This window comes from Methyloversatilis sp. (assembly GCF_030696805.1).
In the GTDB taxonomy this organism is placed as follows: Bacteria; Pseudomonadota; Gammaproteobacteria; order Burkholderiales; family Rhodocyclaceae; genus Methyloversatilis.
The window spans coordinates 1-26,358 of record NZ_JAUYRO010000052.1; the positions used below are offsets into that span (position 1 = coordinate 1).

The 26,358-nt window shown below is 68.4% G+C and carries 25 protein-coding genes; 7 read left to right on the forward strand and 18 right to left on the reverse strand.

Annotated features, from left to right (window positions below; all coding sequences use genetic code 11):
* Positions 1 to 428: 428 nt before the first annotated feature.
* From Q8R75_RS08940 to Q8R75_RS08955, 4 genes are all read right to left on the reverse strand, one after another.
* Positions 429 to 1,214 (reverse strand): SDR family oxidoreductase, encoded by a 786-nt coding sequence (locus Q8R75_RS08940; RefSeq protein ID WP_305615587.1) that lies wholly within the window; start codon positions 1,212 to 1,214, stop codon positions 429 to 431.
* A 1-nt stretch (position 1,215) separates the two neighbouring features.
* The gene (locus tag Q8R75_RS08945) at positions 1,216 to 4,338 is read right to left on the reverse strand and encodes an efflux RND transporter permease subunit (protein WP_305615585.1); all 3,123 of its coding nucleotides are present in this window, start codon (positions 4,336 to 4,338) and stop codon (positions 1,216 to 1,218) included.
* The gene (locus Q8R75_RS08950; protein WP_305615583.1) at positions 4,335 to 5,468 is read right to left on the reverse strand and encodes an efflux RND transporter periplasmic adaptor subunit; all 1,134 of its coding nucleotides are present in this window, start codon (positions 5,466 to 5,468) and stop codon (positions 4,335 to 4,337) included. Before Q8R75_RS08950 ends, Q8R75_RS08945 begins: the two co-directional genes overlap by 4 nt.
* A gap of 80 nt (positions 5,469 to 5,548) precedes the next feature.
* A complete protein-coding gene (locus tag Q8R75_RS08955; RefSeq protein ID WP_305615581.1) occupies positions 5,549 to 6,181 on the reverse strand; it encodes a TetR family transcriptional regulator in 633 nt (210 codons plus the stop codon).
* A gap of 81 nt (positions 6,182 to 6,262) precedes the next feature.
* Here Q8R75_RS08955 and Q8R75_RS08960 point away from each other — a divergent pair, with 81 nt between their 5' ends.
* On the forward strand, positions 6,263 to 7,768 hold the full coding sequence (locus Q8R75_RS08960; protein WP_305615579.1) for an efflux transporter outer membrane subunit: 1,506 nt from the start codon (positions 6,263 to 6,265) through the stop codon (positions 7,766 to 7,768).
* 443 nt (positions 7,769 to 8,211) lie between these two features.
* On the opposite strand, the gene Q8R75_RS08965 is transcribed toward Q8R75_RS08960, so the two are convergent.
* The 11 genes from Q8R75_RS08965 to rsxA all read right to left on the reverse strand — a co-directional run bounded on the left by Q8R75_RS08965 (position 8,212) and on the right by rsxA (position 18,865).
* Positions 8,212 to 9,465 carry an Hsp70 family protein gene (locus tag Q8R75_RS08965; protein WP_305615577.1) on the reverse strand — a complete coding sequence of 418 codons (1,254 nt, stop codon included), beginning with the start codon at positions 9,463 to 9,465 and terminating at the stop codon, positions 8,212 to 8,214.
* Positions 9,466 to 9,764: 299 nt separating this feature from the next.
* The gene (locus Q8R75_RS08970) at positions 9,765 to 10,706 is read right to left on the reverse strand and encodes a VTT domain-containing protein (RefSeq protein WP_305615575.1); all 942 of its coding nucleotides are present in this window, start codon (positions 10,704 to 10,706) and stop codon (positions 9,765 to 9,767) included.
* A 120-nt stretch (positions 10,707 to 10,826) separates the two neighbouring features.
* A complete protein-coding gene (locus Q8R75_RS08975) occupies positions 10,827 to 11,648 on the reverse strand; it encodes an ankyrin repeat domain-containing protein (protein ID WP_305615573.1) in 822 nt (273 codons plus the stop codon).
* On the reverse strand, positions 11,645 to 13,339 hold the full coding sequence (locus Q8R75_RS08980) for a SagB family peptide dehydrogenase (RefSeq protein ID WP_305615571.1): 1,695 nt from the start codon (positions 13,337 to 13,339) through the stop codon (positions 11,645 to 11,647). The genes Q8R75_RS08975 and Q8R75_RS08980 overlap by 4 nt, the downstream gene beginning before the upstream one ends.
* Positions 13,326 to 13,610 carry an RnfH family protein gene (locus tag Q8R75_RS08985; RefSeq protein ID WP_305615570.1) on the reverse strand — a complete coding sequence of 95 codons (285 nt, stop codon included), beginning with the start codon at positions 13,608 to 13,610 and terminating at the stop codon, positions 13,326 to 13,328. Before Q8R75_RS08985 ends, Q8R75_RS08980 begins: the two co-directional genes overlap by 14 nt.
* A 12-nt stretch (positions 13,611 to 13,622) precedes the next feature.
* Positions 13,623 to 14,306, reverse strand: coding sequence for an electron transport complex subunit E (locus Q8R75_RS08990; protein ID WP_305615569.1), 684 nt, complete (start codon positions 14,304 to 14,306; stop codon positions 13,623 to 13,625).
* Positions 14,303 to 14,953, reverse strand: a complete 651-nt coding sequence (gene rsxG / locus Q8R75_RS08995; RefSeq protein WP_305615567.1) for an electron transport complex subunit RsxG — start codon at positions 14,951 to 14,953, stop codon at positions 14,303 to 14,305. Before rsxG ends, Q8R75_RS08990 begins: the two co-directional genes overlap by 4 nt.
* Positions 14,950 to 16,023, reverse strand: a complete 1,074-nt coding sequence (locus Q8R75_RS09000; RefSeq protein ID WP_305615564.1) for an RnfABCDGE type electron transport complex subunit D — start codon at positions 16,021 to 16,023, stop codon at positions 14,950 to 14,952. The genes rsxG and Q8R75_RS09000 overlap by 4 nt, the downstream gene beginning before the upstream one ends.
* A complete protein-coding gene (gene rsxC, locus Q8R75_RS09005; RefSeq protein WP_305615562.1) occupies positions 16,020 to 17,534 on the reverse strand; it encodes an electron transport complex subunit RsxC in 1,515 nt (504 codons plus the stop codon). Before rsxC ends, Q8R75_RS09000 begins: the two co-directional genes overlap by 4 nt.
* A gap of 4 nt (positions 17,535 to 17,538) precedes the next feature.
* Positions 17,539 to 18,075, reverse strand: a complete 537-nt coding sequence (locus Q8R75_RS09010; protein ID WP_305615560.1) for an RnfABCDGE type electron transport complex subunit B — start codon at positions 18,073 to 18,075, stop codon at positions 17,539 to 17,541.
* Between the two features lie 199 nt (positions 18,076 to 18,274).
* On the reverse strand, positions 18,275 to 18,865 hold the full coding sequence (gene rsxA, locus Q8R75_RS09015) for an electron transport complex subunit RsxA (RefSeq protein ID WP_305615558.1): 591 nt from the start codon (positions 18,863 to 18,865) through the stop codon (positions 18,275 to 18,277).
* Between the two features lie 332 nt (positions 18,866 to 19,197).
* On the opposite strand from rsxA, the gene Q8R75_RS09020 reads away from it, so the two are divergent.
* From Q8R75_RS09020 to fdx, 6 genes are read left to right on the forward strand one after another with little or no spacing between them, the layout of a single operon-like run.
* Positions 19,198 to 20,406 carry an IscS subfamily cysteine desulfurase gene (locus tag Q8R75_RS09020; RefSeq protein WP_305615556.1) on the forward strand — a complete coding sequence of 403 codons (1,209 nt, stop codon included), beginning with the start codon at positions 19,198 to 19,200 and terminating at the stop codon, positions 20,404 to 20,406.
* Between the two features lie 45 nt (positions 20,407 to 20,451).
* Positions 20,452 to 20,859, forward strand: a complete 408-nt coding sequence (gene iscU / locus Q8R75_RS09025; RefSeq protein ID WP_257080262.1) for a Fe-S cluster assembly scaffold IscU — start codon at positions 20,452 to 20,454, stop codon at positions 20,857 to 20,859.
* Positions 20,860 to 20,870: 11 nt separating this feature from the next.
* Positions 20,871 to 21,248 (forward strand): iron-sulfur cluster insertion protein ErpA, encoded by a 378-nt coding sequence (erpA, locus tag Q8R75_RS09030; RefSeq protein ID WP_305615554.1) that lies wholly within the window; start codon positions 20,871 to 20,873, stop codon positions 21,246 to 21,248.
* Between the two features lie 13 nt (positions 21,249 to 21,261).
* The gene (iscA, locus tag Q8R75_RS09035; protein WP_257092580.1) at positions 21,262 to 21,585 is read left to right on the forward strand and encodes an iron-sulfur cluster assembly protein IscA; all 324 of its coding nucleotides are present in this window, start codon (positions 21,262 to 21,264) and stop codon (positions 21,583 to 21,585) included.
* Positions 21,586 to 21,629: 44 nt separating this feature from the next.
* The gene (gene hscA / locus Q8R75_RS09040; RefSeq protein WP_305615550.1) at positions 21,630 to 23,504 is read left to right on the forward strand and encodes a Fe-S protein assembly chaperone HscA; all 1,875 of its coding nucleotides are present in this window, start codon (positions 21,630 to 21,632) and stop codon (positions 23,502 to 23,504) included.
* A complete protein-coding gene (gene fdx, locus Q8R75_RS09045; protein WP_305615549.1) occupies positions 23,501 to 23,833 on the forward strand; it encodes an ISC system 2Fe-2S type ferredoxin in 333 nt (110 codons plus the stop codon). Before hscA ends, fdx begins: the two co-directional genes overlap by 4 nt.
* Before the next feature lie 120 nt (positions 23,834 to 23,953).
* On the opposite strand, the gene Q8R75_RS09050 is transcribed toward fdx, so the two are convergent.
* From Q8R75_RS09050 to Q8R75_RS09060, 3 genes are read right to left on the reverse strand one after another with little or no spacing between them, the layout of a single operon-like run.
* Positions 23,954 to 24,196 (reverse strand): hypothetical protein, encoded by a 243-nt coding sequence (locus tag Q8R75_RS09050; protein ID WP_305615542.1) that lies wholly within the window; start codon positions 24,194 to 24,196, stop codon positions 23,954 to 23,956.
* Between the two features lie 16 nt (positions 24,197 to 24,212).
* A complete protein-coding gene (locus tag Q8R75_RS09055; RefSeq protein ID WP_305615540.1) occupies positions 24,213 to 24,647 on the reverse strand; it encodes an Ohr family peroxiredoxin in 435 nt (144 codons plus the stop codon).
* Positions 24,648 to 24,678: 31 nt separating this feature from the next.
* Positions 24,679 to 26,190, reverse strand: a complete 1,512-nt coding sequence (locus tag Q8R75_RS09060; RefSeq protein WP_305615538.1) for a YdiU family protein — start codon at positions 26,188 to 26,190, stop codon at positions 24,679 to 24,681.
* Between the last annotated feature and the right edge of the window lie 168 nt (positions 26,191 to 26,358).

Genomic DNA, 26,358 nt, shown 5'->3' on the forward strand with positions numbered 1-26,358 from the left:
CATCGCTTCGCTTACCCCAACCTACCGGGGCGGAGTTGCGCTTCGATTGCGAATGCCGGCGTGATGCGGCGGGCGGGGGTGATGTACTTGGCGGGGTCGTGCGGGTTGGCGTTGGGATGTTGGGCATCGCTGCGCTCACCCCAACCTACGGGACTTGTTGCGCGGGCGTCACGCTGCGGTATTACGGCGGGCTGGGTTGCGGCGCTCGATGGGGCTGCGCGGGGGTGACGTTGGGTGTTGGGCATCGCTGCGCTCACCCCAACCTACGGGGGCGGGTTTGCGTATCGGACTTGGCGGGTTTGGCGTTGGGTGTTGGGCATCGCTGCGCTCACCCCAACTTACAACAGCGACGGACGGCGGCGCGGCGAATTGTAGGTTGGGGTGAGCGCAGCGATGCCCAACAGCGGTCGACGCTCAGCCGGGCCATTTCAGGCGAGCAGCGCCTGCATGATGCGGCGCTGCATGCTGCGTGGGGTGAGGCGCGCGGACCAGGCGGACAGCTTGTTCGCCAGCCCGGGCACCACGCCGGCGCGGCCCTGCATCAGCGCGCGGATGCCCGCTTCGGCAACCGGGCGCGGCGCCATCATCATCAGGTTCAACGTGGCCGACACATGGTGGCCGGAGCTCTTGAAAAAGGCGGTCTTCGTGACGCCGGGCGACAGCACGGTAACGGTCACGCCAGCCGCTGCCAGTTCGTCGTGCAGCGCCTCACCCAGCGCCAGCACATAGTGCTTTGTGCCCGCGTACGCGGCGTAGAACGGCGCCGGCATGAAGCCGAGCAGGCTGGCCACCAGCAGGATGCGGCCGCGCCCGCGGCGCGCCATGTCCTGCCCGTACTGCTGCGTCAGTTCGGTCAGTGTGACCATGTTGAGCTGCAGCATCTGCGGCAGCCGCACCGGATCGGCGTCAAGCAGTGGACCATGCAGCCCGAAGCCGGCGTTGTTGATCAGCGTTTCGATGCGCAGCCCGCGCGCATCGGTGCGCCGCTTCAGCTCGGCGGCGGCACCGGGCGCCGACAGGTCGATGCCTTCCACGACCACTTCGATGCCGTACGCGCTGCGCAGCGCCTCGGCCAGCCGTTCCATGTCGGCGACGCCGCGCGCGGCCAGTACGAGGTTCATGCGCCGGTCCGCCAGGATGTGGGCGAATTCGACGCCCAGACCGCTGGATGCGCCCGTGATGAGTGCCCAATTACCGGTGTTCGTTATCTGCATGTCAGTGCTCCGTCTGCAAGCCAGGGGGACGCGAAGGGGCGTGTCCGGCAGCCGGTGCGCCGATGCGGAACCACAGCGCGAACAGCGCCGGCAGGAACAGCAGCGTCAGCACGGTGCCGACCGCCGTCCCCCCGATCAGGGTATAGGCCAGCGCACCCCAGAAGGTCGAGGTGGTCAGCGGGATGAACGCCAGCACCGCGGCCACTGCAGTCAGCAGCACCGGCCGGGCGCGCTGCACGGTCGCTTCGACCACGGCGTCGTGGCGATCCATGCCGGCGGCACTGTTGGCTTCGATCTGGCCGACCAGGATGAGCGTGTTGCGCATCAGGATGCCGGCCAGCCCGATCAGGCCGAGGATGGCGTTGAAGCCGAACGGCTGGTCGAACAGCAGAAGCGCGGGCGCCGCACCGATCAGGCCGAGCGGCGCCGTCAGGAACACCATGGTCATCGCGGAAAAGGAGCGCACCTGGATCATGATTACCGTGAGCATCAGCAGCAGCATCACCGGGAACACCGCCGCCAGCGCGAGATTGGCCTTGTTGCTTTCTTCGATCGAGCCACCGGTGTCGATGCGGTAGCCTTCCGGCAGTGCGGCGCGCAGGTCGGTCAGCGCGCGGTCGATGCCGGCCGACACGTCCGGCGGCTGCACATGCTCGGCGATGTCGCCGCGCACCACGATGGTCGGGTGGCGGTCGCGCCGGTGCAGCACCGGCTCTTCCTGCCGCACCTCGGTGCGCCCGATCTGCGCCAGTGGAATGCGCCGGCCGTCCGCAGCGATCAGCGACAGGGCGTCGAGCGTGGCCGGGTCGCTTCGCGGGTCACTGCGAACAAACCCGTGCATCGAGCCGCCGACGCGCGCCACCACGGCCACCGAACGGATGTCTTCGCGCAGCTCGGTCACCGTCACGCCATCGAGAAGGAACTGCAGCTGCTGCGCCGCCTCGGCCGGCGACAGGCCGATCTGGCGCAACCGCGACTGATCGAGCACGAAATGTAGCGTGGCCGCCGGCCCGGTATTGTCGCGATGCACCTCGCGCATGTCCGGGTGGGCGCGCATCACCGCCTCGACGTCACTGGCGATGGCGCGCAGCCGGTCGAGGTCCGGGCCGCTGACGCGGTAGGACACCGGGAACGGCACCGGCGGGCCGAACAGCAGTTGCGTGGCGCGCACGCGCGCCTCCGGCGCGAGGCCCTCGGCGACGCGCTCGCGCAGGCGCTGCCTGAGACGGTCGCGTTCCGCAGCACCGGGCGTCAGCACGATGATCTTGGCGAACGCCGGGTCGGGCAGTTCCTGCGACAGCGAAAAGAAGAAACGCGGCGCGCCCTGCCCGATGTAGGCGGTGACGACGCGCGACTCCGGCTGCTGCCTGAGCCAGCCCTCGACCGTTTCGGTCGTGCGCTGCGTGGCGGCGATGTCGCTGCCCGACGGCAGCGTCACCTCGACGATCAGTTCCGGCCGCTCGGACACCGGGAAGAACTGCTTCTTCACGACGACCATCGCAGCCACCGATGCACCGAACATCAGCAGCACGAGGAGCGCCACCGTGCCCTTGCGCCGCACGCACCACGCGACCAGAGCACGCAGCTGGCGGTAGCGCGGCGTGTCGTAGATGGCGCGGGCGCCGCCGGGCACGGCGGCCACGGCCGGCAGCAGCTTCACCCCGAGATAGGGCGTGAACACCACGGCGACCAGCCAGGACATCAGCAGCGAAAAGGCGACGATCCAGAAAATATTGCCGGCGTATTCGCCCGCGCTCGACGCGGCGAAGCCGACCGGCATCAGGCCGATCACCGTCACCGCAGTGCCGGACAGCATGGGCGCGGCAGTGACCGTCCACGCGTGTGCAGCGGCTTCGACGCGCGCCATGCCTTCCTGCATTTTCACCACCATCATTTCGATCGCGATGATGGCGTCGTCCACCAGCAGGCCGAGCGACAGGATGAGCGCACCCAGCGTGATGCGGTCGAATTCGCGCCCGGTCATCAGCATGACGATGAACACCGCCGCCAGCGTCAGCGGCACCGCCGCGGCGACGATCACGCCCTCGCGCCAGCCGAGCGACAGGAAGCTCACGCCGGTCACCACCGCCAGCGCGACGAAGAACTTCAGCATGAATTCGTCCACCGCCTGGGTGATGTTCACCGCCTGGTCGGAAATCTTCGTGAAGCTCAGGCCGAGCGGCAGTTCGGCGGCGAGGGCCGTTTCTTCGGCGGCGAGTGCGCGGTCAAGCTCCAGGCCGTTCCAGCCGGGCCGCATCACCACCCCGACGATCATCGACGGCTCACCGTCGTGACGGATCAGGAAGGTGGCCGGGTCTTCGAAGCCGCGCCGGATGTCGGCGATGTCGCCCAGCCGGAAGGTACGATCGCCGGCGCGCACCGGTGTGTCGCCCAGCATGTCGACACCGGCGTAGGCACCGTCGAGCCGCAGGAAAACGCGCGGGCCGTCGGTGCTGACCGAGCCGGCCGGCGTCACCGCATTCTGCCGCGCCAGCGCATCGAAAATGTCGCGCGCATCGATGCCCAGCGTGGTCAGTCGCTCGTACGACAACTCGACGAACACCCGCTCCGGCCGCTCGCCGATGATGTTCACCTTGTTCACACCGGGCACGCGCAGCAGCCGCTCGCGCAGCCGCTCCGCCTCGCGCACCAGATCGCGCTGCGGCAGGTCGCGCGCCTTGAGCGCATAGAGCGCGAAATTCACATCGGAATATTCGTCGTTGATGAACGGTCCGTAGACGCCGGGCGGCAGGCGGCGCGCCTCGTCACCGAGCTTCTTGCGCGCCTGGTAGAACTGCTCCGGCACGTCGGCCGGACGGGTCGAATCCTTCAGCGTCAGCGTGGCGAACATCAGGCCGGACCGGGTGAAGGTTTCCACCCGGTCATAGCCAGCCAGTTCCTGCATGCGCTTTTCCAGCGGTTCGGCCACCAGATCCTGCATCTGCTGTGCGGTGGCACCGGGCCAGGCGGCGCTGAAGGTCATCACCTTGATGCTGAACACCGGGTCTTCGGCGCGCCCGAGCTTGAAGAAGGCGAACACGCCCGACACCGCCACCGCAATGATCAGGAACAGCGTGACCGCGCGTTCGCGCACGGCGAGCGCCGACAGGTTGAGGCGGTTCATGGCGCGCGCTCCACGCCAGCGAGTGCCGTGTCGAGGCCGCGCACGGTGCTGCCATCGCGCAGCAGGTGGGCGCCGAGCGCGACGATGCGTTCGCCGACGCGCAGGCCGGCGGAAATCGACGCGCTGTCGTGACCCAGACCGGCCAGCGTGACCGGGCGGAAGGCGACGCGGCTGGCATCGCCGACCCGTTCGATCACCCACACGCCCGGGCCCTGGCCGGCGTCGTGCAGCGCGGCGATCGGCACCCGCACCCGCTCGCCCGCTGCGTCGCCCGACATGCGGTCGAGCGCAAGGGTCACCGTGCTGCCGATCGGTGCCTGCGCCGCGGCGCCGTCGAGCAGGTAGCGCGCTTCGAAGGTGCGGCTGCGCGGGTCGGCTGCATCGGACAACTGGCGCAGGCGGGCCGTGAAGGTGGTGCCCGGCAGGCTGTGTAAGGTGGCGGTGGCGCCCGTGCCGACGGCCGGGCGCACCGATTCGGGCAGGTTGACCAGCGCCTCGCGCGCGCCCGAGCGCGCCAGCCGCACGACCGGCTCGCCGGCGCGCACCACCTGGCCCGGTTCGACGAGGGTGTCCACCACCACGCCATCGCTGTCGGCCACCAGCAGCGTGTAGCCGGCCGCGTTGCGCGCCACCTGCTGCTGCGCCAGTGCCGCGTCGAGCAGGGCCTGCGCGCTGTCGGCGCCGGCGACCGCCTGATCGCGCACCTGGGCCGACACGGCACCCTGCTCCACCATTCCGCGCAGCCGCTGCTCGTCGGCGCGCGCCTGTACCGCGTGCGCCCGCGCCGCCTCGACCGCCGCGGCCTGCGCCGCGAGCGCCAGATCGAGATCGGCGGCATCGAGGCGCATCAGCGGCTGGCCGCGCCGTACGGTCTGACCGGTATCGACCAGGCGCTCGACCACCTTGCCGGCGACCCGGAAACCGAGATCACCGACCACGCGCGACGTCACCACGCCGGTGTAGGACTGCGACGCGGCCCGATCCGGCTGCACGACGGCGACAGCCACGCGCGGCACACCGGTGCGCGGGTCGGGTTGTGCCGGCTGGGTGCACGCGGCGAGAGCAAGAACGGCCGGGATTGCAAAGACGATGCCGATAACGGCGGGCAGGCGAAGCAGGCGGGCATCCATGACCGGGCACTTTCGGAAAGAGAGCGCCCAGTTTCGTAACAAGTTACGAATAAGTCAACCCGTAACCTGAAAACAACCGCTCAGGGCGAAAGGCTGCGCAGCACCAGGCCGGACACCGCCGCCGCGTTCACTGCGATCTCCTCGCGCGGCGTCTGCTCGAGCATCACCGGATGACAGAACGGCGACGTGGTGACGAAGATGGCGCGGCACACCTCGTCGAGCGGCGTCTTGCGCTCGAATTCGCCTCGCTCGCGGCCATCGGCGACGATGCGGCACAACGCCTGCAGGATGGCGCCCTTGTGCTGCGCCACCGAGCCCCAGCCCTCTTCAACCGCCGCGACCACGATGTCGTGCAGCCGCCGCTCGTTGAAAAACAACTCGAAGCCTTCTTCGAAAAGCGCTCGGTAGAAGCGTCTCAGGCGATCGGATGCCGACGTGTCCTCGCTCGCAATGGCCATCAGCCGCTCGTCCAGCGGCTGCAGCGTCATCCTGCAGACCGCTTCGCCGATCGCCTGCTTGGACTCGAAGAAACGATAGACGTAGGCGCTGGACACGCCGATGGCGCGCGCCAGATCAGCCACCGTGGTCTTCTGGTAACCGAAGTGACGGAAGTGTTCGTCGGCCGCGGCGATGATCTGCTCGCGCCGTTCGTGTTCGACCGGGCCGCGCTGACCGGTCGCCAGAGGGGTGTCGTGGGCTGCGCTGTCATTCATGAAGCAAGGTTACAAGGTCGCCCCCGCATTGACAACGAGTAACGAGTATATAAACTTGTAACTCTTTATCAGGAGCGCGCCATGCCGTCATCGATCCGTCGCCTGCCGGGCGCTGCCGTCTGGATGCTGGCCATCCTCACTTTGGGCGGCTGCACGGTCGGCCCCGACTTCCGGCGCCCCGAACCCCCAGCCAGCATGCAGTTCGTGTCGGCCGATGCGCTGGCTTTGCGCAGCGCACCGGTGGGCGCCGATGATCCCGCGCGCTGGTGGACCGGTTTCGACGACCCGCTGCTCGACCGCATCGTCGCCCGCGTGCTGGCCGGCAACCTCGACCTGACGGTGGCGGCGGCGCGGCTCGAACAGGCGCGTGCGGGGCTGGCGGTGCGTTCGGCCATCCAGCGCCCGTCCGGCCAGTTGGGCGCCGAAGCGGCGTCCGGCCGACTGTCGGTGCAGACGCCGCTGGGCCGCCTGCTCGACGCGCGCCCCGGCTTCGACCGCACGGCTGACGAATACGCGCTCAATGCAGGGTCGAGCTGGGAACTGGACCTGTTCGGCGGCCTGCAGCGCGCCGAGGACGCCGCCCGCGCCGACTATCTGGCCGCCGGTGCCGGCGTGGCCGGCGCGCGACTGGCGGTTGTGGCGCAGGCGGCCGACACCTACATCCATGTGAGGGCGCTGCAGTCGCGCCTGCAGGTGCTGCATGAACAGATCGATACGCAGCGCCGGCTGGTCGGGCTGATTGCGCTGCAGGTGTCGCGCGGTCTGGCCGCCGAACTGCAGCACGATCAGGCGCAGGGCGCGCTGGCGGAAGTCGAAGCCGCGCTGCCCGCACTCGAAGCCGGGCGTGACGCCGCGATGTTCGCACTCGACGTGCTGACCGGCGATACCCCCGGCCACTGGCGCGCCGAACTGGAGCCGCCCGCTGCGCTGCCGCGTGCGCCGGCCGTCGCCACGGCGGGCGGTCCGGCCAGCCTGATCCGGCGCCGGCCCGACCTGATGGCGGCCGAATACCGGCTGGCCGCGTCGAATGCACGCATCGGCGAAGCCATCGCCGCTTACTACCCGCGCATGGCACTGACCGGCCTGCTCGGTTTTGCCACGGCGGGCGGCGGCAGCCTGATCGCGTCGGGCGCCGCGCAGGCGCGTCTGGCCGCCGGCCTGCGCTGGCGTCTGTTCGATTTCGGGCGCGTCGATGCCGAAGTGGCCGCGGCGCGCGGCGGCGAAGCCGAAGCGCTGGCGCACTACCGGCAGGCCGTGCTGCGCGCCACAGAAGAGGTCGAAAACGCCTTCACGGCGCTGGTCAAGCGCGAGGCGCAGGCCGCAACGCTGAGCACCGGCGAAGCGGCGCTGAACCGCGCGCGAGGGCGTGCCTTCACGGCCTGGCAGGGTGGCGTGGTCAGTCTGGTCGAGGTGCTCGACGCGGACAGCCGCTTGCTGCGCACGCGCGACGCGCGCATACAGGCTGAAGCCGAAGCCGCGCGCGCTGCGGTGGCGTCGTTCCGCGCGCTTGGCGGCGGCTGGCAACCGGCCGGGACAGATGACACACAACCGCAGCCGGTCGCGGGCACAATAGCCACCGACGGGTAAGGTTGGCACCATCGCGGCGGTCTGATCGAGGGTCCAGCCCCTGTGTCGATGTGGCACCCGGAACACTGCGCTCCCGCATGAAAAAGCTCGGCACCGAAGGGCCACGTGCCGGTACGTGAGCCGACGCCTTGGTCCGGGAGAGCTTGGCGTGGGGGTGCTGGATGTAGGGTGCTGGATGTAGGGTGCTCGCTGTAGGGTGCTCGCTGTGGGGTGCTCGCTGTGGGGTGCTCGCTGTGGGGTGCTCGCTGTGGGAGCGGCGTCCCCGCCGCGATCAGTGCCGCGATGGTCGCTGATCAAAGTGAGTATCGCGGCGAGGACGCCGCTCCCACAGAAACTGCGCGGATCGCGTTGAGGGGGTTTCGGCGCGCACTGCTCACCGCCCGCAAAGCGGGCTGGCCACGCAGGGTAAGCTCTCCCACAGCCAGCGGCCCGGCAACGCCGGATCAACCGTAGCGCTGCCTTGCCACGACGGCCAGGCCGCAGCCGACGCTACCGTACAGGTCGCCCTCGACCGGACGTGCTTTCGGGAAGCGCCGCGACAGCGCGTCGCGCAGTACCGGCACGGCGCTCGAGCCGCCGGTGAAGAACAGCGTGTCGAGCGTATCCGCACGCACACCGGCGTGATCCAGGCAGCGCTGCGCGGCGGCACACACGCGTTCGATCTCGGCTGAGATGGCGGCTTCGAACTGGGGGCGCGTCAGGGTCACCGCCAGTCCGGCTTCGGCCACATCGAGATCGAGTACGCACGAGAGCGACTGCGACAGTTCGATCTTCGCCGCTTCAGAGCGCATGGCGATGCGGTGACCGCTGCGTTCGCGCACCACGCGCAGCAGGCGGTCGAAGCGCTTGGTGTCGACCACATCGAGCCGCATGTCCTGCAGGCTGGCCAGCACGGCGCGCGGATAGGCGAGATGGATGGTGTGCCAGGTGGCCAGCTGGAAGTAGGTGGTGTTGGGCAGGATGGCGCCGCTGGCCAGCAGGCCGCCCATGCCCAGTTCGGGCATGACGCAGGCGAGCGACAGCCGCTTGTCGAAATCGGTGCCGCCGATATGCACGCCGCTGGTGCCCAGCAGGTCGGCGCTGCGGTCGGTTGCGTTGCGCCGCTCGGGCGACAGGCGGACGAGGGAGAAGTCGGACGTGCCGCCACCGATGTCGACCACCAGCACCAGCGATTCCCGGTCCACCGTTTGCTCGAAAGCATGCGCTGCGGCGATCGGTTCGAACTGGAAACTGACGTCGCGAAAACCCAGGCCGCGCACGATCTGCGCCAGCGTGTCCTCGGCCAGCTGGTCGGCTTCCGGGTCATCGTCGACGAAATACACCGGCCGGCCGATGACCACCTGATCGAAGCCGCAGCGCGCCGCGGTTTCGGCGCGCTTGCGGATTTCGGCGAGAAAGCCGCCGATCAGGTCGCGGAACGCGAGGTGACGGCCGCCCACGTCGGTGCCGGTGTCCATCAGGCCGCTGCCGAGCAGGCTTTTCATCGAGCGCATCAGCCGCCCCTCGTAACCTTCGAGGTATTCGTTCAGCGCCGCGCGGCCGAACGACATCGTGTCTTCGTCGAGATTGAAGAACACGGCCGACGGCAGCGTCAGCCGACCCGCTTCCAGCGGCAACAGACGGGCGATTGCGCCGTCGTGCACCGCGGCGGTGGAGTTGGACGTACCGAAATCGATGCCGCAGGCGGTCAGGCTCATGATGCGTTCAACCTGAAAACCTCATTTGATCGACGCCATGGGTAAGGGTGGCGGGGTGCACGGCAAGGCGCGAGGACGCGGCAGGATGGCTCCCTGCAAGGACGAGCAACGCAGCCGGGCACCCCGCCGGCCGTGCACAGGGCGGCGAAGCGCGCTCACCCTGAGGGCGAAGGCCGGGCGAAAGCAGGAAAGTTGCAAGGGCAATGTCTTCCATCGATGTTTCAAGCGATCAACTGAGGTCTTCAGGTTCAGTGCATGGACAACACGGGCGCGCAGCCTACGGCGCTGCGCAGGCCGGGTCAAACGCTGGCGGCCGGCTCGATCGCTTCCAGCCGGTAGCCGGCCGCCTTCCAGCCGTCGATGCCGCCGAGCAACGGGCGCGCGTCAACGATACCTGCCGCGCGCAGCTTGAATGTGGCGCGCACCGCCGACACGTCGTTCGGGCAGGCGCAATACACGATGACCGGACGGTCGCGCGGCAGCCGGTGCGCCTCCGCATCGATCCGTTCGAGCGCGATAAGCAGCGCGCCCGGGATGCGCACCGGTTCGGCGTCGGCGATCAACCCGGAGCGCACGTCGATCACCGTCACGTCGACGCCGCTGTCGATCATGTCCAGCAGTTCGGAGGGCGCAAGCCTGACCGCGCGCAGCGCCTTCATCGCGCGCTGGCGGTCGAACCACCGGTACCCGATGTACAACGCCAGCAGCGTGCCGATCAAGGCGGCCGCCACCGACCCCAGGCCGGCAAGGTAGTCGAGCACGGCACCGATCTGTGCGTGAAACACCAGCCCGATGGCCAGCGCGGCGCCCGCCCACAGCAGCGCACCGGCGGTATTGAACAGCATGAAGGCGCCCGGCCGCATGCCCAGCGCACCGGCCAGCGGCGGCGCCAGCGTGGACAGACCGGGCACGAACTTGGCGATCACCAGCGTCGCCAGACCGTAGCGGGTAAAGGTCGATTCGCTGGTACGCACGCAGGTGTCGGGCGACAGCGAAATGCGGCACAGCAGCTTCAGCACGCGATGGCCGTGCCGGCGGCCGGCGACATACCAGGCCAGATCGCCCAGGGTCGATGCCAGCACCGCCACCAGCAGCGCGATCACGCCATACAGCGGATCGTCGGCCACGCGCGCGCCGGCCAGCATGACCAGCGGCATGGCCGGAATCGGCAACCCGAGCTGTTCCGCCAGCACCACGGCAAACAGCAACCACAGGCCGTACTGGGCCAGCAACTCACTCACAGCATTCCCCCGACAGACTTGCGCAGGCGTCGACGATGACACATCGTCGCGACGTGATGCGCGCTGCCGGCCGGATTCGCGGACGAAGCCCGAACGGTCGCTGCAGGGGCCCGGATCAGTTCAGCGCACGGTGTGGCGCAGCAGGCGCAGGCATTCGACGGCGGCGGCCAGATCGGCGGCGAGATAATCGTCGTCGGTGCGGATCATCGGATCCGCACCGCACTCAAGCAGCAGTGCCAGCATGTCGTGCTTGCCGCTGGACGCCGTGTACATCAGTGCGGTGGCGCCGGTGTCATTGCGGTTGTCGACACGGATGCCTGCCGCGACCAGCGCACGCACGATGCCGGCCTGACCTGACACGCAGGCCAGCCACAGCGCGTTGTTGCCGTCACCGTTGCGCCGGTCGACGGCGACCCCGAGCGCCAGCAGTTCGTCCACGAGATCGGCCCGGCCGGACAGCGCCGCGCGCATCAGCGGCGTCAGGCCGTGTTCGCGGGAAACATCGAGATCGCTGGCGTCGAAGCCGTGTTCGGCCACGAAGGCCTGCAGCGCAGCCGAACCGCCAGCCGACGGAGGCTGCCCGGCACCTGCCGACGCGCGCCGGCCAAGCGCCGCGGCGAGCGCATCGTGGCCGCCGTCGACGCTGTAGACCTCGGCGTAGCGGAAGTCGGCAAACATGCCTGCCCAGGTCTTGCTGGCGTTGCCGCGATAGCAGTAGATGAGCACCGGCATCGACCGGCCGACCGCCTGCAGGGCGTCGCCGAAGCCGGCTTCGGTCAGGTGTTGCGCGCCGGCGATGTGCGCGCGTTCGTAGCTGGCACGGTCGCGTGTGTCGAACACCGCCAGCGACGCGAGGCCGCCGCTGCGATGGCGCAGCAGCAGGTCGGCCGCCTGGTCGGCGGGAATGCAGCGATAGCGGGAAGCGGTCGCGGTTTCGTTCATGGCGTAAGTTCCGGTGCTGCCGGTGCGCGCTGCGCGTAGGCCGGCGATGATTCGATGCGCGCATCGTCGATCGCGCGCCCGAGGGTGAAGTGGTACAGCGTCTGGTGCGCCGTGCCTTCGAGGCAGATCAGCTCGTGCACTGCGTCGTCGAAAAAGCAGCCGATGCCGGTTCCGCGCAGGCCCATCGCCTCCGCCTCGGCGTAGAGCACCTGGCCAATGAGTCCGGCCTGCCGGTGCAGATCGCGATAGTTGGCGGCGGACGCCGCCAGCGCGGCTTCGAACTCGCACAGCATGCCGAGCGCAAGGCAGGCGTTGGCGGCGATGTCCTGATGGCAGTGCAGGCTGCGTGCCAAACGCGCGAGCGCCATCGGTTCCATCGCCGCCAGCCGGTAGAGCGGCACGGCGACACCTTCCACGGGCACCAGGTCGTGCTGGCGGGCCAGCCGCGCCGGCACGCCCTGTTCGACGCGACCGCGCGACAGCAGATAGACACCGGGCGACAGGCCTTCGACGCGATGCACGAACAAGAGCAGATCAATGCGCCAGCCACCCGGCAGCGCGTCCCAGGGCATGGCCCCGGACGGCTGCAGCCGTTCCAGCAGACGTTCGAAGGCGTCGCGCGCCAGCACCTCCCGCGCATCGAAGCGCTGCGCGCTGCGCCGCCCCAGCAATACCTCGCCGACCGATCGCCCGCGTGCTGTGAGCGCGGCTGCCCCGCGTGTCGCGCGCGCGCCCGCCGGATGCTCGTCGGCAACAGGTACTGCGCCCTGCACGGCGCCGCGGGTTGCGGCCGCCACCTCGCCCACCGCCGCCCAGCGATACATCGGATGGCGATCCACCGTGCTCGCCGTGCCGTACCACTGCACGTGTCCGAGCTCGGGCAGTGGCGGACCGTCGTCACTCGCACAGCCGATGGCGAGCAGCAGTTCAGCCTCTTCGATTTCGGTGTCGATGGCGCGGCGTGCCGGAAAGTCCTGCAGGCGATCGGTGCCGGCGAGCGCCGCCAGCGACGCCCCGTCGATGTCCGGCTCCGCCTGCAGCGTCCAGCCGAGCACTGCCGCCGCATAGCGCAACGCACCCACCGCGTGACCGGTGTCCAGCTGGCAGTAACGGAAGGCGCGTTCACCGTACTTCCATGCCTCGCGCCACATGACCGACGTCAGCACGACGTGCACGCCGGCGCCCCCGGTGGCACAGCTGCCATGGCGGGCGCGGCATTCCAGCTCGTGCGTCTCCGGCAGGTAGTGGTACAGCCCGTCTGCAAGCACATCGAGACCGCGTATCACCAGATAGGCCTCCACCGGGTGCAGATTGCCGCTGGACGGATTGGCGCGCACCGCCCAGCGGTCCGGGCCGCTCGACTTCCACGCCGTCAGGCCGAGCGACAGGTGCAGCAGCGCGCCCAGCGTGTGCAGCGACAGTGGCAACGGCGGCAACGGCGTGTCGAGCGCGGCGAAATCCTGGTCGAGGCGCAGCCGGGCCGGATTGGCGTCGTCGGTCGCCAGCGGCAGCGCGCTGCGCGGCGCGCCTTCGAAGTGCCGGAATGGCGCCGGCTGCGCGTCCCAGTCCAGCGTTTCCGGGCCGGCTGCATAGGCGGCGTAGCGGTGGCGGGTGCGCTGGTGATAGGCGCGCACGACGTCGGCAGCCGACGCGGTCGCGTCCGGCGCCGGCCACATTTCAGTCGTCGTCATCGTCGTCCGAAACGCCGTTCTTGCGCGGCACCGTTTCCGGGTCGCAGATGATCGGTCGATAGATTTCGATGCGGTCGCCCGGACGCAGCGGTGCGTCCTTCTTCACCACCTTGCCGAACACGCCGACCTTCTGCCGGCTGAGGTCGATGTCCGGACACAGCTTCAGGATGCCCGACAGCTCGATGCCTTCGGCCACCGTGCAGGTGTCCGGCACGTCGATCTTCAGCCAGTGGTTGGCGACACTGCCCGCATAGGCTACGGCGATCCGCATGGCGCGCCTCCTTCAGTGAGCCGCCTGAGCGCCGGCCAGCGCCGCGGCACGCCGATCGGCGCGTCGCTGCAACCAGCGGCGGCCGGCGATCAGCAGGCCGAGCGCCAGGAATCCGCCCGGCGGCAGGATCATGAACAACGCGCCCGAATCCGCCGGCAGCACCTTCGTTTCGAGAAAGGCGAAATGCGGCCCGAGCAGCAGATGTGCATTCGCGAACAGCGTGCCGGCACCGGTGATTTCGCGCAGCGCACCCATCACGGTCAGCGCCAGCGTGAAACCAAGGCCAGTGGCCAGACCGTCGAACGCCGACAGCGCCGCCGACTGGCGCGATGCGAAGGCCTCGGCGCGGCCCAGCACCGCGCAATTGACGACAATCAGCGCGATGAAGATGCCGAGCACCTTGTACAGGTCGTGGAACCAGGCGTTCAGGCACATATCGACCAGCGTCACCATGCCGGCGATCAGCACGATGAAGATCGGAATGCGCACCTCGTCGCTGACCCAGTGACGCAGCGACGAAATGAGCGCATTCGACATGACCAGCACGACCATGGTCGCCAGCCCCATGCCCAGACCGTTGGTCGCACTGCTCGTTACCGCCATGGCCGGACACAGCCCGAGCATCTGGCCGAGCACCGCATTGTTGTCCCACAGGCCGTCGCGTGCGACCGCCTTGGCTGTCGGGCTGTCACTCATGGTTTCTCTCCGCTGACCGGCACCGCCTCGCCGCTCGCCTCAGCCGTCAGTTCAGCGCGGTGCGCGGCGAGAAATTCGAGGCCTTTCTTCACTGTCGCGACGACCGCGCGCGGCGTGATGGTTGCGCCGGCGAACTGGTCGAAGTCGCCGCCGTCCTTCTTCACCGCCCAGCGCGTCGGTGCCGGCTGCTGCTGCGACTTGCCGTCGAAAGAACGTATCCAGTCATGCCGCGCGACCTCGATCTTGTCGCCCAGGCCCGGTGTTTCGTTGTGCTTCGTCACCCGCACGCCGACGATGCGACCGTCGACATCGACCGCCATCAGCAGCACGATGCGCCCGCCGTAGCCGTAGCCCGACATTTCAAACAGCAGCGCGCGCAGCGCGCCCTGCTTGCGCGCGCGATGCACGGTCAGCGGCGCACCATCCGGCCCGGCCAGCTGCAGTGTGTCGGTCAGCAGGTTGTTGTCGGCATAGCCGGTCGGCAGGATCTGTTCGAGCTGCTGCCGCGTGTCATCGGATTGCGCCTGCGCAATCCGGTCGCGGGTGGCGAACTGACCGAAGGCGAGGAAAGCGGTGGTCACCAGCATCACCACGCCCAGCGAGGCGCCCGGAAACCACAGCGCATCGGGTGCGCGCGAACCGCTCATCGCGTGACCTCCCGAGCGCGGCGCGCGTCAAGCGGCTTGCCGCCGATGCGCCGGCCGAAAATGCGCGGCCGGGCCCACAGGTCGAGCAGCGGTGTGGCGGCATTCATCAGCAGGATGGCGAAACCGACGCCCTCCGGATAGCCGCCCCAGGTGCGGATCAACCAGGTCAGCAGGCCGGCACCGAGGGCGAATATCCACTGCCCGAACGGCGCACTGGGCGACGTCACGTAATCGGTGGCGATGAAGAAGGCGCACAGCAGCGCACCGCCCGACAGCAGATGGGTGGTCGCCGGCAGGAAGGCCTGCGGCGCCGCCGCGTGCGCGATGGCCGCCGGAATGCACAGGCCGGCGAGAAAGCCGATCGGAATGCGCAGGCCGATGACGCGCTTGAACACCAGGAACAGTCCGCCGGCGCCGATCAGCAGCGCCGACGTTTCGCCCAGGCTGCCGGCGCGCAGGCCCAGCATCGACTGTTCCGGCAGAAAACCGTGCATCGCATCGACCAGCGGCAGGCCGCGTCCCAGTTCGGTCTTCACGTGACCGAGCAGCGAGGCACTGGTCAGCGCATCGGGAATGCCGCCGTTCAGGCCGATGGCAATCGCCTGCGCGAGGTCGGTGCCCTGGGCCAGCACCTGCGGGCTCACCCACTGCGTCATGTGAACCGGGAACGACACCAGCAGCACGGTGCGTCCGACCATGGCCGGATTGAACACATTGCAGCCCAGTCCGCCGAATACCTGCTTGGCGATGACGATGGAAATGAAGCCGCCAAGCACGCCGATCCACCAGGGTGCCCAGGGCGGCAGCGACATGGCGAGCAGCCAGCCGGTCAGCGCGGCCGAGCCGTCGGACAATACTGGCGCAACGCGCCGGCCGGACCACTGCAGGCACAGTGCTTCGGCCAGCACACAGGACAGCACGGTGACCGCCCACAGGCAGAAGGCCGGCCAGCCGAACTGCCAGAAGCCGGCCAGGGTCGCCGGCACCAGAGCCGCCATGACCAGCGCCATGATGTGGCCGCTGGTGCGCCGCGACAGCGCGTGCGGCGACGCCTGGACTGGCGAGTTCATGCCGATTCCTCCTGCGTGGCAGCCGCCTTCGCCGCTGCCTCGGCCGCCTGCGCGGCGGCACGCTCGGCCTTGCGGCGGGCGTGCATTTCAGCTTTTTCACGCGCTTCGCGTTCGTGGCGCGCGGCGCGCGCCTCGGTCAGTTCGCGCACTTCGTCGAGCCGCTTTCGTTCGCGTTCGCGCGCCATCAGTTCGCCGCGGGCGTGCGCGAAATACTGCACCAGCGGTATGCGCGACGGGCACACATAACCGCAGGCGCCACAGGTGAGGCAGTCGCGCAGGCCGATGTCCTCGGCCTGCCCCAGTTCGCCGGCATTGATGCGGTTGGCCATTTCCAGTGGCATCAGGCCGACCGGACAGGCGACGACGCAGCTGCCGCAGCGGATGCAGGCGCTCGGCTCGCGTTCGCCGACCTCAGCCGCGGTCAGCGCGAGCACGCCGCTGGCGCCCTTGCCGACCGGTACGTCGAGATCGGGCACGGCCACGCCCATCATCGGCCCGCCGACCACCAGCCGGGCCGGCTCGCGCGTCAGTCCGCCGGCGCGCTCGACCAGCCATGACAGCGGCGTGCCGACACGCACGCGCATGTTGCGCGGCGCCGCGACGGCACCGCCAGCCACCGTGATCACCCGCTCGGTCAGCGCTTCGCCGTGGCGCAACGCTCGCCACACCGCCGCCGCCGTGCCCACGTTGTGCACCACGACGCCGACGTCGGCCGCCCGCCCGCCCGCCGGCGGCTCGACACCGAGCAGGGTGTGGATGAGCTGGCGTTCGGCGCCCATCGGATAGCGGCTCGGAATGCGCACAACCGAAATTTCGGGGTAGGGATGCGCCGCCACCTTCATGGCGTCGATGGCATCCGGCTTGTTGTCCTCGATGCCCACCAGCAGGTGCTGCGCCCCGGTGGCACGCAGCAGCAGACGCGCGCCCTCGATGATGTCGCCGGCGCACTCCTGCATCAGCCGGTCGTCGCACGACAGGTAGGGCTCGCATTCGCTGCCGTTGAGGATGACGGTGTGGATGCCGCTGCGCTGGCCCAGTGCCAGCTTGACCGCTGCCGGAAACGCGGCACCACCCATGCCGACGACCCCGGCGGCCGCGACGCGACGGGCAATCTCTTCCGGCGCCAGGTTGATCGGATACGGTTCGACTTCGCGCGGCGCCCAACGGTCGAGACCATCCGGGCGCAGCGTGATGCCCTGCCCGGGCAACCCCGACGGATGCGGCATCGGCGCGTCGCCGATCGCCAGCACCGTGCCCGACGTCGACGCGTGCACGTGCGCCGACACATGACCGACCGCTTCGGCCACCAGCTGACCGCGCAACACATGGTCACCGACCTTCACCACCGCCCGCGCCGGTGCGCCGGCCTGCTGCGACAGCGGCAGCACCAGCAGCGGCGGCAGCCCGGCATCGACGATGTCCAGCCCGGCCGCCGGGAACTTGTGGCTGTCCGGATGGATGCCCCAGCGCGTGAGCAGGCGCCGGATCGGCGGGATGACGACGTGAGCCATGACGTCAGGCCGCCATCGGTGGCTTGGGCATCACCCAGGTACCTGCGGTGGCCGGCAGTTCCTGCATCGTGATGGCACCGGTCGGGCATTTCTCGGCGCACTGGTTGCAGCCGGTGCAGGCTTCGGCGAACACGCCGTGCAGCTGCTTCATCGCGCCGACGATGGCATCGGACGGACACAGCCGGTAGCACTTGGTGCAGCCGATGCAGATCGCATCCTCGATGACCGCGATCTTCGGCGCCTCTTCCATGTCGTCGTCGCCCAGCGTGATGCCGAGGTGTCCGGCAATCGCCAGCGCCACCACCTTGCCGCCGGGCGGGCAGCAGGTCGGCGACGCCTCGCCTTCCACGATGGCCTGCGCCGCACCTTCGCATCCGGGGAAGCCGCATTGACCGCAATTGGCCGCCGGCAGCATCGCCACGATTTCCTCGACCCGGCTGTCGCCTTCCACGGCGAACCTGCGCGCCGCTACGCCGAGCACGACACCGAGACCAGAGCCGATGGCGGCCAGGCTCATCACTGCTGTAATCATCTGTTCCATTTCGCTACCTCCCATTTGATGCAACGCGAACGTGAAGCCGCAGAACGGAGGCGCGCGCCGCACGCCGGGCCGCCCCAAGGGCGAGCGCAGCCCCCGGGGCGGGGGTGAGGCCGGGGTTTCGCAGCGCATGCGCGGCGCCGGCCGAACGGGCCGGCTGTGCAAAGCCGGCCCACCGCGAACAAGGAGAGCGTGGGGGCCATCAAACTCCTCCCGCCGGTACGAGCCCGGTAAAACCCATGAATGCCAGCGCCAGCAGGCTGGCTGTGACGAACGCGATCGGCGCGCCTTCGAAACTGTCAGGCACGCGCGCCAGCTGCAGCCGCTCGCGCAGTCCGGCGAACAGCACCATCACCAATGTGAAGCCGACCCCCGACGCGAAGCCGGTCAGCACGCTCATGCCGACGCCGAGCGCCGACTGGGCATTGAGCAGCGGGATGCCGAGCACTGCGCAGTTGGTGGTGATCAGCGGCAGGTAGATGCCGAGCACGCGGTGCAGGTCGGGGGTGGATTTGCGCATCGCCATTTCGACGAACTGCACGACCGCGGCGATGACGACGATGTAGGACAGGATGCGCAGATAGCCCAGATCGAACGGCAGCAGCAGCGCGTGCTCCAGTACCCAGGCCGCCAGCGCGGACAGCGTCATGACGAAGGTGGTCGCCAGCCCCATGCCGAAGGCGCTATCGATCTTCTTCGACACGCCCATGAAGGGACACAGGCCGAGGAAGCGGACCAGCACCACGTTGTTGACCAGCGCTATGCCGATTACTGCGAGCAAGACATCACGCATTGCGATCTCCTTGTTGCAGGTCTCAATGCATGCGGCGTGCCATGCCCGCCCCGGCATGCCGCGCCGTCGCCGGCGCCACCCGGCGAATCCGCCGCAACGGCCGTGCCTGCGCGCTTTCCGGCCGTTGGCCGCCCGGTCGGGAAGCCGATCCGGCGGTTCGGCGCATGTCGTGCTGCAGCGCGTCGGCAACCCTACAAATTCGACATGACTTGTCTGACCTTCGGGCGGCGCGCGACGAACAAGAAAGCAAGTCGTTGATCCATCGAAAGTTTTCAAACTGGCCCGCAAGTTGCGTAGTCCCTGCAAAACCCTTCCATGCAGGAGAGTCCGACATGAACCGCCCGATCTATCTGGACTACGCCGCCACCACACCCGTCGATCCTCGGGTGGTCGGAAAAATGATGCCCTGGTTGTTCGACAACTTCGGCAATCCAGCCAGCCGCTCGCATGCCTTCGGCTGGGCCGCGGAAGAAGCCGTGGAACTGGCCCGCGAACAGGTGGCCGCGCTGGTCGGTGCCGATCCGCGCTCCATCGTATGGACCTCAGGCGCCACGGAATCGAACAACCTGGCCATCAAGGGCGCGATGCAGTTCCACGCCGGTCGCGGCAAGCATGTCGTGACCGTGAAGACCGAACACAAATCGGTGCTCGACACGGTGCGCGAACTCGAACGCGCCGGCTGCGACGTAACGGTGCTCGACGTGCAGGAGAACGGCTTGCTCGACCTTGAAGCGTTCCGCGCCGCACTGCGGCCGGACACGGTGATCGCATCGGTCATGTTCGTGAACAACGAAACCGGCGTCATCCAGGACATCGCCGCACTGGGCGCCATCTGTCGCGAAAAGGGTGTGCTGTTCCATGTCGATGGCGCGCAGGCGACCGGCAAGGTGCCGTTCAGTCTGGACGAGCTGCCGGTCGACATGATGTCGCTGTCGGCACACAAGACCTACGGCCCGAAAGGCATCGGCGCCCTCTACGTCAGCCGCAAACCGCGCGTGCGCATCGACGCCATCATCCACGGCGGCGGCCACGAGCGCGGCATGCGTTCCGGCACACTTGCGACCCACCAGATCATCGGCATGGGCGAAGCCTACTGGCTGGCACGCGACAGCATGGGCAGCGAGAACGAGCGCATCCGCTCGCTGCGCGATCGCCTGATGAACGGCCTGATGACGCTCGATCAGGTGTTCGTCAACGGCGACCTCGAACAGCGCGTGCCGCACAACCTCAACCTCAGCTTCAACTTCGTCGAAGGCGAATCGCTGCTGATGGGCATGAAGGATGTCGCCGTGTCGTCCGGCTCGGCCTGTACCTCGGCCAGCCTGGAACCGTCCTACGTACTGCGTGCCATGGGCCGCAGCGACGAACTCGCGCACAGCTCGATCCGCTTCTCGATCGGTCGCTTCACGACCCAGCAGGAGGTCGATACGGTGATCGAGAAGGTCAGCGCCGCGGTGAACAAGCTGCGCGAACTGTCGCCGCTGTGGGACATGCACAACGAAGGCATCGATCTGGCGTCGGTTCAGTGGGCCAGCCACTGAGCGGCGCAGGCAACACCCCTCACTTACCCTTTTCGGAGAACCACCATGGCATACAGCGACAAGGTGCTTGACCACTACGACAACCCGCGCAACGTGGGCGGCTACTCGAACCAGGACGAAGACGTCGGCACCGGCATGGTCGGCGCGCCGGCCTGCGGCGACGTCATGAAGCTGCAGATCAAGGTCGGTGCCGACGGCATCATCGAAGACGCGAAGTTCAAGACCTATGGCTGCGGCTCGGCCATCGCCTCGTCATCGCTGGTGACCGAATGGGTCAAGGGCAAGACGCTGGATGAGGCACTGGCGATCAAGAACACCGAAATCGCCGAAGAGCTCGCGCTGCCGCCGGTGAAGATCCACTGCTCGATCCTGGCCGAAGACGCAATCAAGGCCGCCGTCGCCGATTACCGCACCAAGCAGACCGCCGCCAACACGGCCGTCGAAGCCGCCTGAAAGGACCTGTCATGAACACGCTTTCCGATACCCCCGTCGCGCTGGCGAGCGCACCCGCCCTGTCGCCGATCACCTTCTGCGAAGCGGCTGCCAGCAAGGTGGCCGAAATGATCGCCGAAGAGGGCAATCCCGCGCTGAAGCTGCGCGTCTATGTGACCGGCGGCGGCTGTTCCGGTTTCCAGTACGGCTTCGCCTTCGAAGAGACGGTGAACGAGGACGACACGCACATCGTGCAGTCCGGCGTCACGCTGCTCGCCGATTCAATGAGCCTGCAGTACCTGATGGGCGCCGAAATCGATTACGAGGACGGTCTCGAAGGCTCGCGCTTCATCATCCGCAACCCGAATGCGACCTCGTCGTGCGGCTGCGGCAGTTCCTTCTCGATGTGATCGGAGGCCGGCCATGACCATCACCATCAGTGAAGCCGCGGCGCGGCATGTGCAGAAAAGCCTGGCCAAACGCGGCCAGGGCGTCGGCCTGCGGCTGGCGGTGAAGACCAGCGGCTGTTCCGGGCTGGCCTACGCGCTGGAATTCGCGGACGCCGCCGAAGCGGAGGACGTGAGCTTCGAAAGCCATGGCGTCACCGTGCTGGTCGATCCCAAGAGCCTGCCCTTTCTTGACGGCACCGAACTCGACTTCGTGCGTGAAGGCCTGAACGAAGGCTTCAAGTTCAACAATCCCAACGTCAAGGCCGCCTGCGGCTGCGGCGAAAGCTTCGGCGTCTGAAGCCTGCTGCGCCAGCGTCACCACCGAAACGGGAGTAGCCCATCATGGCCTTGCTGCAGATTGCCGAACCGGGCCTCAGCGCCGCACCGCACCAGCATCGGCTGGCGGTCGGCATCGATCTGGGCACCACCAACTCGCTGGTCGCCACGGTAGCCAGCGGACTGTCGCGCGTGCTGCCCGATGCACACGGGCGCCGGCTGCTGCCGTCGGTGGTGCGCTACGCCGAGAACGACGTCGTGGTCGGTCATGACGCACAGGCCGCGCAGGTCGAAGACCCCGGCAACACCATCGTGTCGGTGAAGCGTTTCATGGGCCGCACGCTGTCCGATCTCGACGCATCGGTGCACACGCCCTATACGCTGGTGGACACGCCGGGCATGCTCAGTCTGGCCACCCGCAGCGGCGTGCGCTCGCCGGTCGAAGTGTCGGCCGACATCCTGCGTTCGCTGCGCCAGCGCGCCGAAGACGGCCTGGGCGGCGATCTGGTGGGCGCCGTCATCACGGTGCCGGCCTATTTCGACGACGCGCAGCGTCAAGCCACCAAGGACGCGGCGCGCCTGGCCGGCCTCAATGTGCTGCGCCTGCTCAACGAACCCACGGCAGCCGCCATCGCCTACGGGCTGGATAACGCGGCACAGGGCGTGTTTGCCATTTACGATCTCGGCGGCGGCACCTTCGACATTTCGATCCTGAAGCTTTCGCAGGGCATGTTCGAAGTGCTGTCCACCGCCGGCGATGCCGCACTTGGCGGCGACGATTTCGACCATCGCATCGCCGACTGGCTGCGGCAGAACCTGGCACTCGCAGCGACCTCCGCCGGCGAAACGCGCATGATGCTGGCGCGGGCGCGGAGCGCCAAGGAGGCGCTGTCGAGTGCACCGGTGACATCGATCGCCGGCCGGCTGGACGACGGACGCAACTTCAGTTTCGAACTGACGCGCGAACAGTTCGAAAGCCTGACCGCCGATCTGGTGGCACGCAGCATGACACCGGTACGTCGCGCGCTGCGCGACGCGGGCATCGCCGCCGACGAGGTCGACGGCGTGGTGCTGGTCGGCGGCTCGACCCGCATGCCGCAGGTCCGCGACGCGGTCGGCAAGCTGTTCGGCCGCGAGCCCTTGAGCGATCTCGATCCGGACGAAGTGGTGGCGCTCGGCGCGGCCATGCAGGCCAATGTGCTCGCCGGCAACCACCCCGGCGGCGACAGCGACTGGCTGCTGCTCGATGTCTGCCCGCTGTCGCTCGGTCTGGAAACGATGGGCGGGCTGGTCGAGAAGGTCATCCCGCGCAACACCACGCTGCCGGCCGCACGCGCGCAGGAATTCACCACTTACAAGGACGGCCAGACCGCGATGGCCATTCACGTCGTGCAGGGCGAACGCGAACTGGTGAGCGACTGCCGTTCGCTGGCGCGCTTCGAGCTGCGCGGCATTCCGGCGATGGTTGCCGGCGCGCCACGCATCCGCGTCACCTTCCAGATCGACGCCGACGGCATGCTGTCGGTGTCGGCCCGGGAGCAGACCAGCGGCACCGAGGCGCACATCGAAATCAAGCCGTCCTACGGTCTGAGCGACACGCAGATCGCCGACATGCTGACCGACGCCTGGGGCAAGGCCGACGTCGACATGGCGGCTCGCATGCTGCGCGAGGCACAAGTGGATGCCCGCCGTCTGGTCGATGCGACCGAAGCTGCGCTGGCGGAAGACGGTCACGCCCTGCTGACGCACGACGAATTCGTGGCCGTGCAATCCGCGATGTTCGCGCTGGCCGACGAACTGGAAAGCGGCGGCGACCTGCCGCGCCTGAAGCGCGCCAGCGAGGCGCTGAACACCGCCACCACCCACTTTGCCGGGCTGCGTATGGATGCCGGCATCCGCCGTGCGCTGGCCGGCACGCGGATCTCGGCGCTGCAGACATGAGCCTGATCACCGTACTGCCTCACCCACAGCTGTGCCCGACCGGCACCAGCTTCGAAGCAACGGCCGGCACGACCGTGTGCGATGCGCTGCTGGCGCACGACATCGCGATCGAGCATGCCTGCGAAAAGGTGGCCGCCTGCGCCACCTGTCACATCTACGTGCGGCAGGGCGCGTCGTCGGTCAATCAGCCGGACGACGACGAGGAGGACCAGCTCGACGACGCCTGGGGCCTGGAATCCGCCTCGCGGCTCGCCTGTTGCGTGCGCCTCGGCCAGGCGGACCTGACGATAGAACTGCCGATGCACACGCGCAATCTCGCGCGCGAGTAAGGCGCCCGGTAACCCGCGCGCGGTGAAACGTGCTCGGTCGAACGAGCACGGTGAAACGGGGCATGTTCGTTGCGCGGCGGAAACGCCTTCCGGGCACTTTCGCCGCGCACTTTTTTCGGATTACCACTCCTTCTGCATGCCCCAGGGATGCGAACCGGGCACCAGCTCGACCTTGAGCCCCTTGTTCGCGATGTCTTCCAGCGTCCGGTAGAAAGTCGCCTCGTGCATCAGCGTGCCCCTGGTGGTGTACAGGGCGACGTACTTCGACGGCAGGTCGATTTCGATGACGAAATCGCCACCCGGGTCCTGCACGCTGCGCGCCTTGCCGTTCCAGTCGATGAAATAGCCGTTTTCACTGGTCATCACATTTCTCCCGGTTTCACGCCGTCGCCGGTGCTTCGAGCACCGCGACCGCGCTGACGGTGACATTGTTCTTCGTCGCATCGGTGTACGGACACACCTTCAGCGCGCGCTCGACCAGCGAGTCGGCGGTCGGCTGGTCGATGCCGTGCAGCACCGTGGTGAAGCGGATCGCCATCCGGTAGGCCTCCTCGAAGTTCTTGAACAGCGATATTTCCGCCTCGACCATGCAGCCCTTCACCGGCAGCCGGTCGGCGCGCACGATGTGCCGCACCGAGTTCTCGAAACAGGCGGCCCAGGCGGCCGCGAAAAGCTGCTCCGGATTGCTGCCGGGTTTCTTGCCGCCCATTTCGGCGGGCGCGGCGAGGTCGAGCTTCAGTGCGCCGTCTTCGCTCTGCACGCGGCCGTTGCGGCCGCCCTGGCTGAAGACGCGGGTTTTGTAGATGAGGTCCATGGCAGTTCCCGGTGAGTGATGAAGAAGGGGGTCAGCTGGAACAGCTGACCGACATGCCGGCCGCCCAGTCCGGCGGGGGTGCAGCGTAGCGGGCGCTGGCGGGCTGGTCGTCGAAAGGCCGGCGCAGGCAGTCGAACACGGCGCGCACTTCGCCGAAGTCGCCCTCGCGGGCGCGGCGGATCGCCGCCTCGGCCATCCAGTTGCGCAACACGTAGCGCGGATTGACCGCGCGCATTGCCGGCTTGCGCACCGCATCGCGACTGCCTTCGCGGGCGAGTCGCGCACGCCAGCCGAGCAGCCAGGCGTCGCACGCCTCGCGGTCGGCGAACAGGTCGCGCAGCGGCGCGTCAATGACGGCGCGCGCCTCGCGCAGGACTGCTCCGGGCAGGCCTGAGAGCGCGCGGAAGAACAGCGTGTAATCGATGCGCTGCAGCTGCAGCAGGCCGAGGGTGGCGCCGATGAAGTCGGCATCGCCGGGCTGCGCCGTCGCCAGACCGAGGCGGCCGCGCATCCGTTGCGCGAAGTGCGCGTCGAAGGCCGGCGTGTAATGGTCGTCCGCCAGCGCACGCGTGACGTCGGGATGGCCGATCAGCGGCCCCAGTGCGTCGGCCAGTGCATACAGGTTCCACAGGCCGATGCGCGGCTGCGCACGGAAGGCATAGCGCCCGTAGGTGTCGGAATGGTTGCAGATGTGCCCGGCGTCGAACGCTTCCATGAAGCCGAACGGGCCGTAGTCCAGCGTCAGGCCGAGGATGGACATGTTGTCGGTGTTCATCACGCCGTGCATGAAGCCGATCGCCTGCCAGTGTGCGATCAGTTCGCCGGTGCAGCGGGCGGCCTCGGCCAGCAGCGCTTCGAACGGCTTCGGCGCATCGCGCAAATGCGGCAGGAAGCCGTCGATCACATGATCGGCCAGCGTGCGCAGGCTGGCGACATCGTCCTTGTCGGCGAAGTACTCGAAACTGCCGAAGCGCACGAAGGTGGGGGCGATGCGCGTCAGCACCGCGGCCGTTTCCATCGTTTCACGCTGCACTGGCAGCGACGAGCCGATGACACACAGCGCACGCGTGGTCGGTATGCCGAGCGCGGCCATCGCCTCGGAACAGAGGAATTCGCGGATGGACGAACGCAGCACCGCACGACCGTCGGAGAAGCGCGAGTACGGCGTGGGTCCCGCCCCCTTGAGCTGCAGCTCCAGCGTGCCGGACGACGTGCGCACGCCACCGAGCAGGTGGGCGCGGCCGTCGCCCAGGCGCCCCGACCAGCTGCCGAACTGATGCCCGCCATAGACCGCCGCCAGCGGTTCGCTGCCGCGCAGCAGCGCGTTGCCGGCGAAGGCGTCGACGAAGTCCGGCCGCATCGTCTGCGCGACGTCGAGGCCGATCAGCGCCGCCGCGTCCTCGCTGACGACAACCCGATGCGGCGCAGGCAGCGACGACGGCGGCAGCCGCGTATGGAAGGCGGCGGGCAGCGCGGCATAGCGGTTGTCGAATTCCAGCGCGTCGAGCGGAACACCGGAAGGTCTGTTTAGAGGTGCATTCATGTCGGGCCTGCTGTCATCACAGTGACCTAGCAAGAATCGCGCACGCCCGGCAAGCGGACGATTGCATTGCGCCTGCGCGGTGGCGATGTGCCAAACGCGACAAAGCCGACGTCGCGTCCGCCGGTCGCCCCCGCAGCGCGGCCATGCGGCGCGACAAGGCGCCGTGGA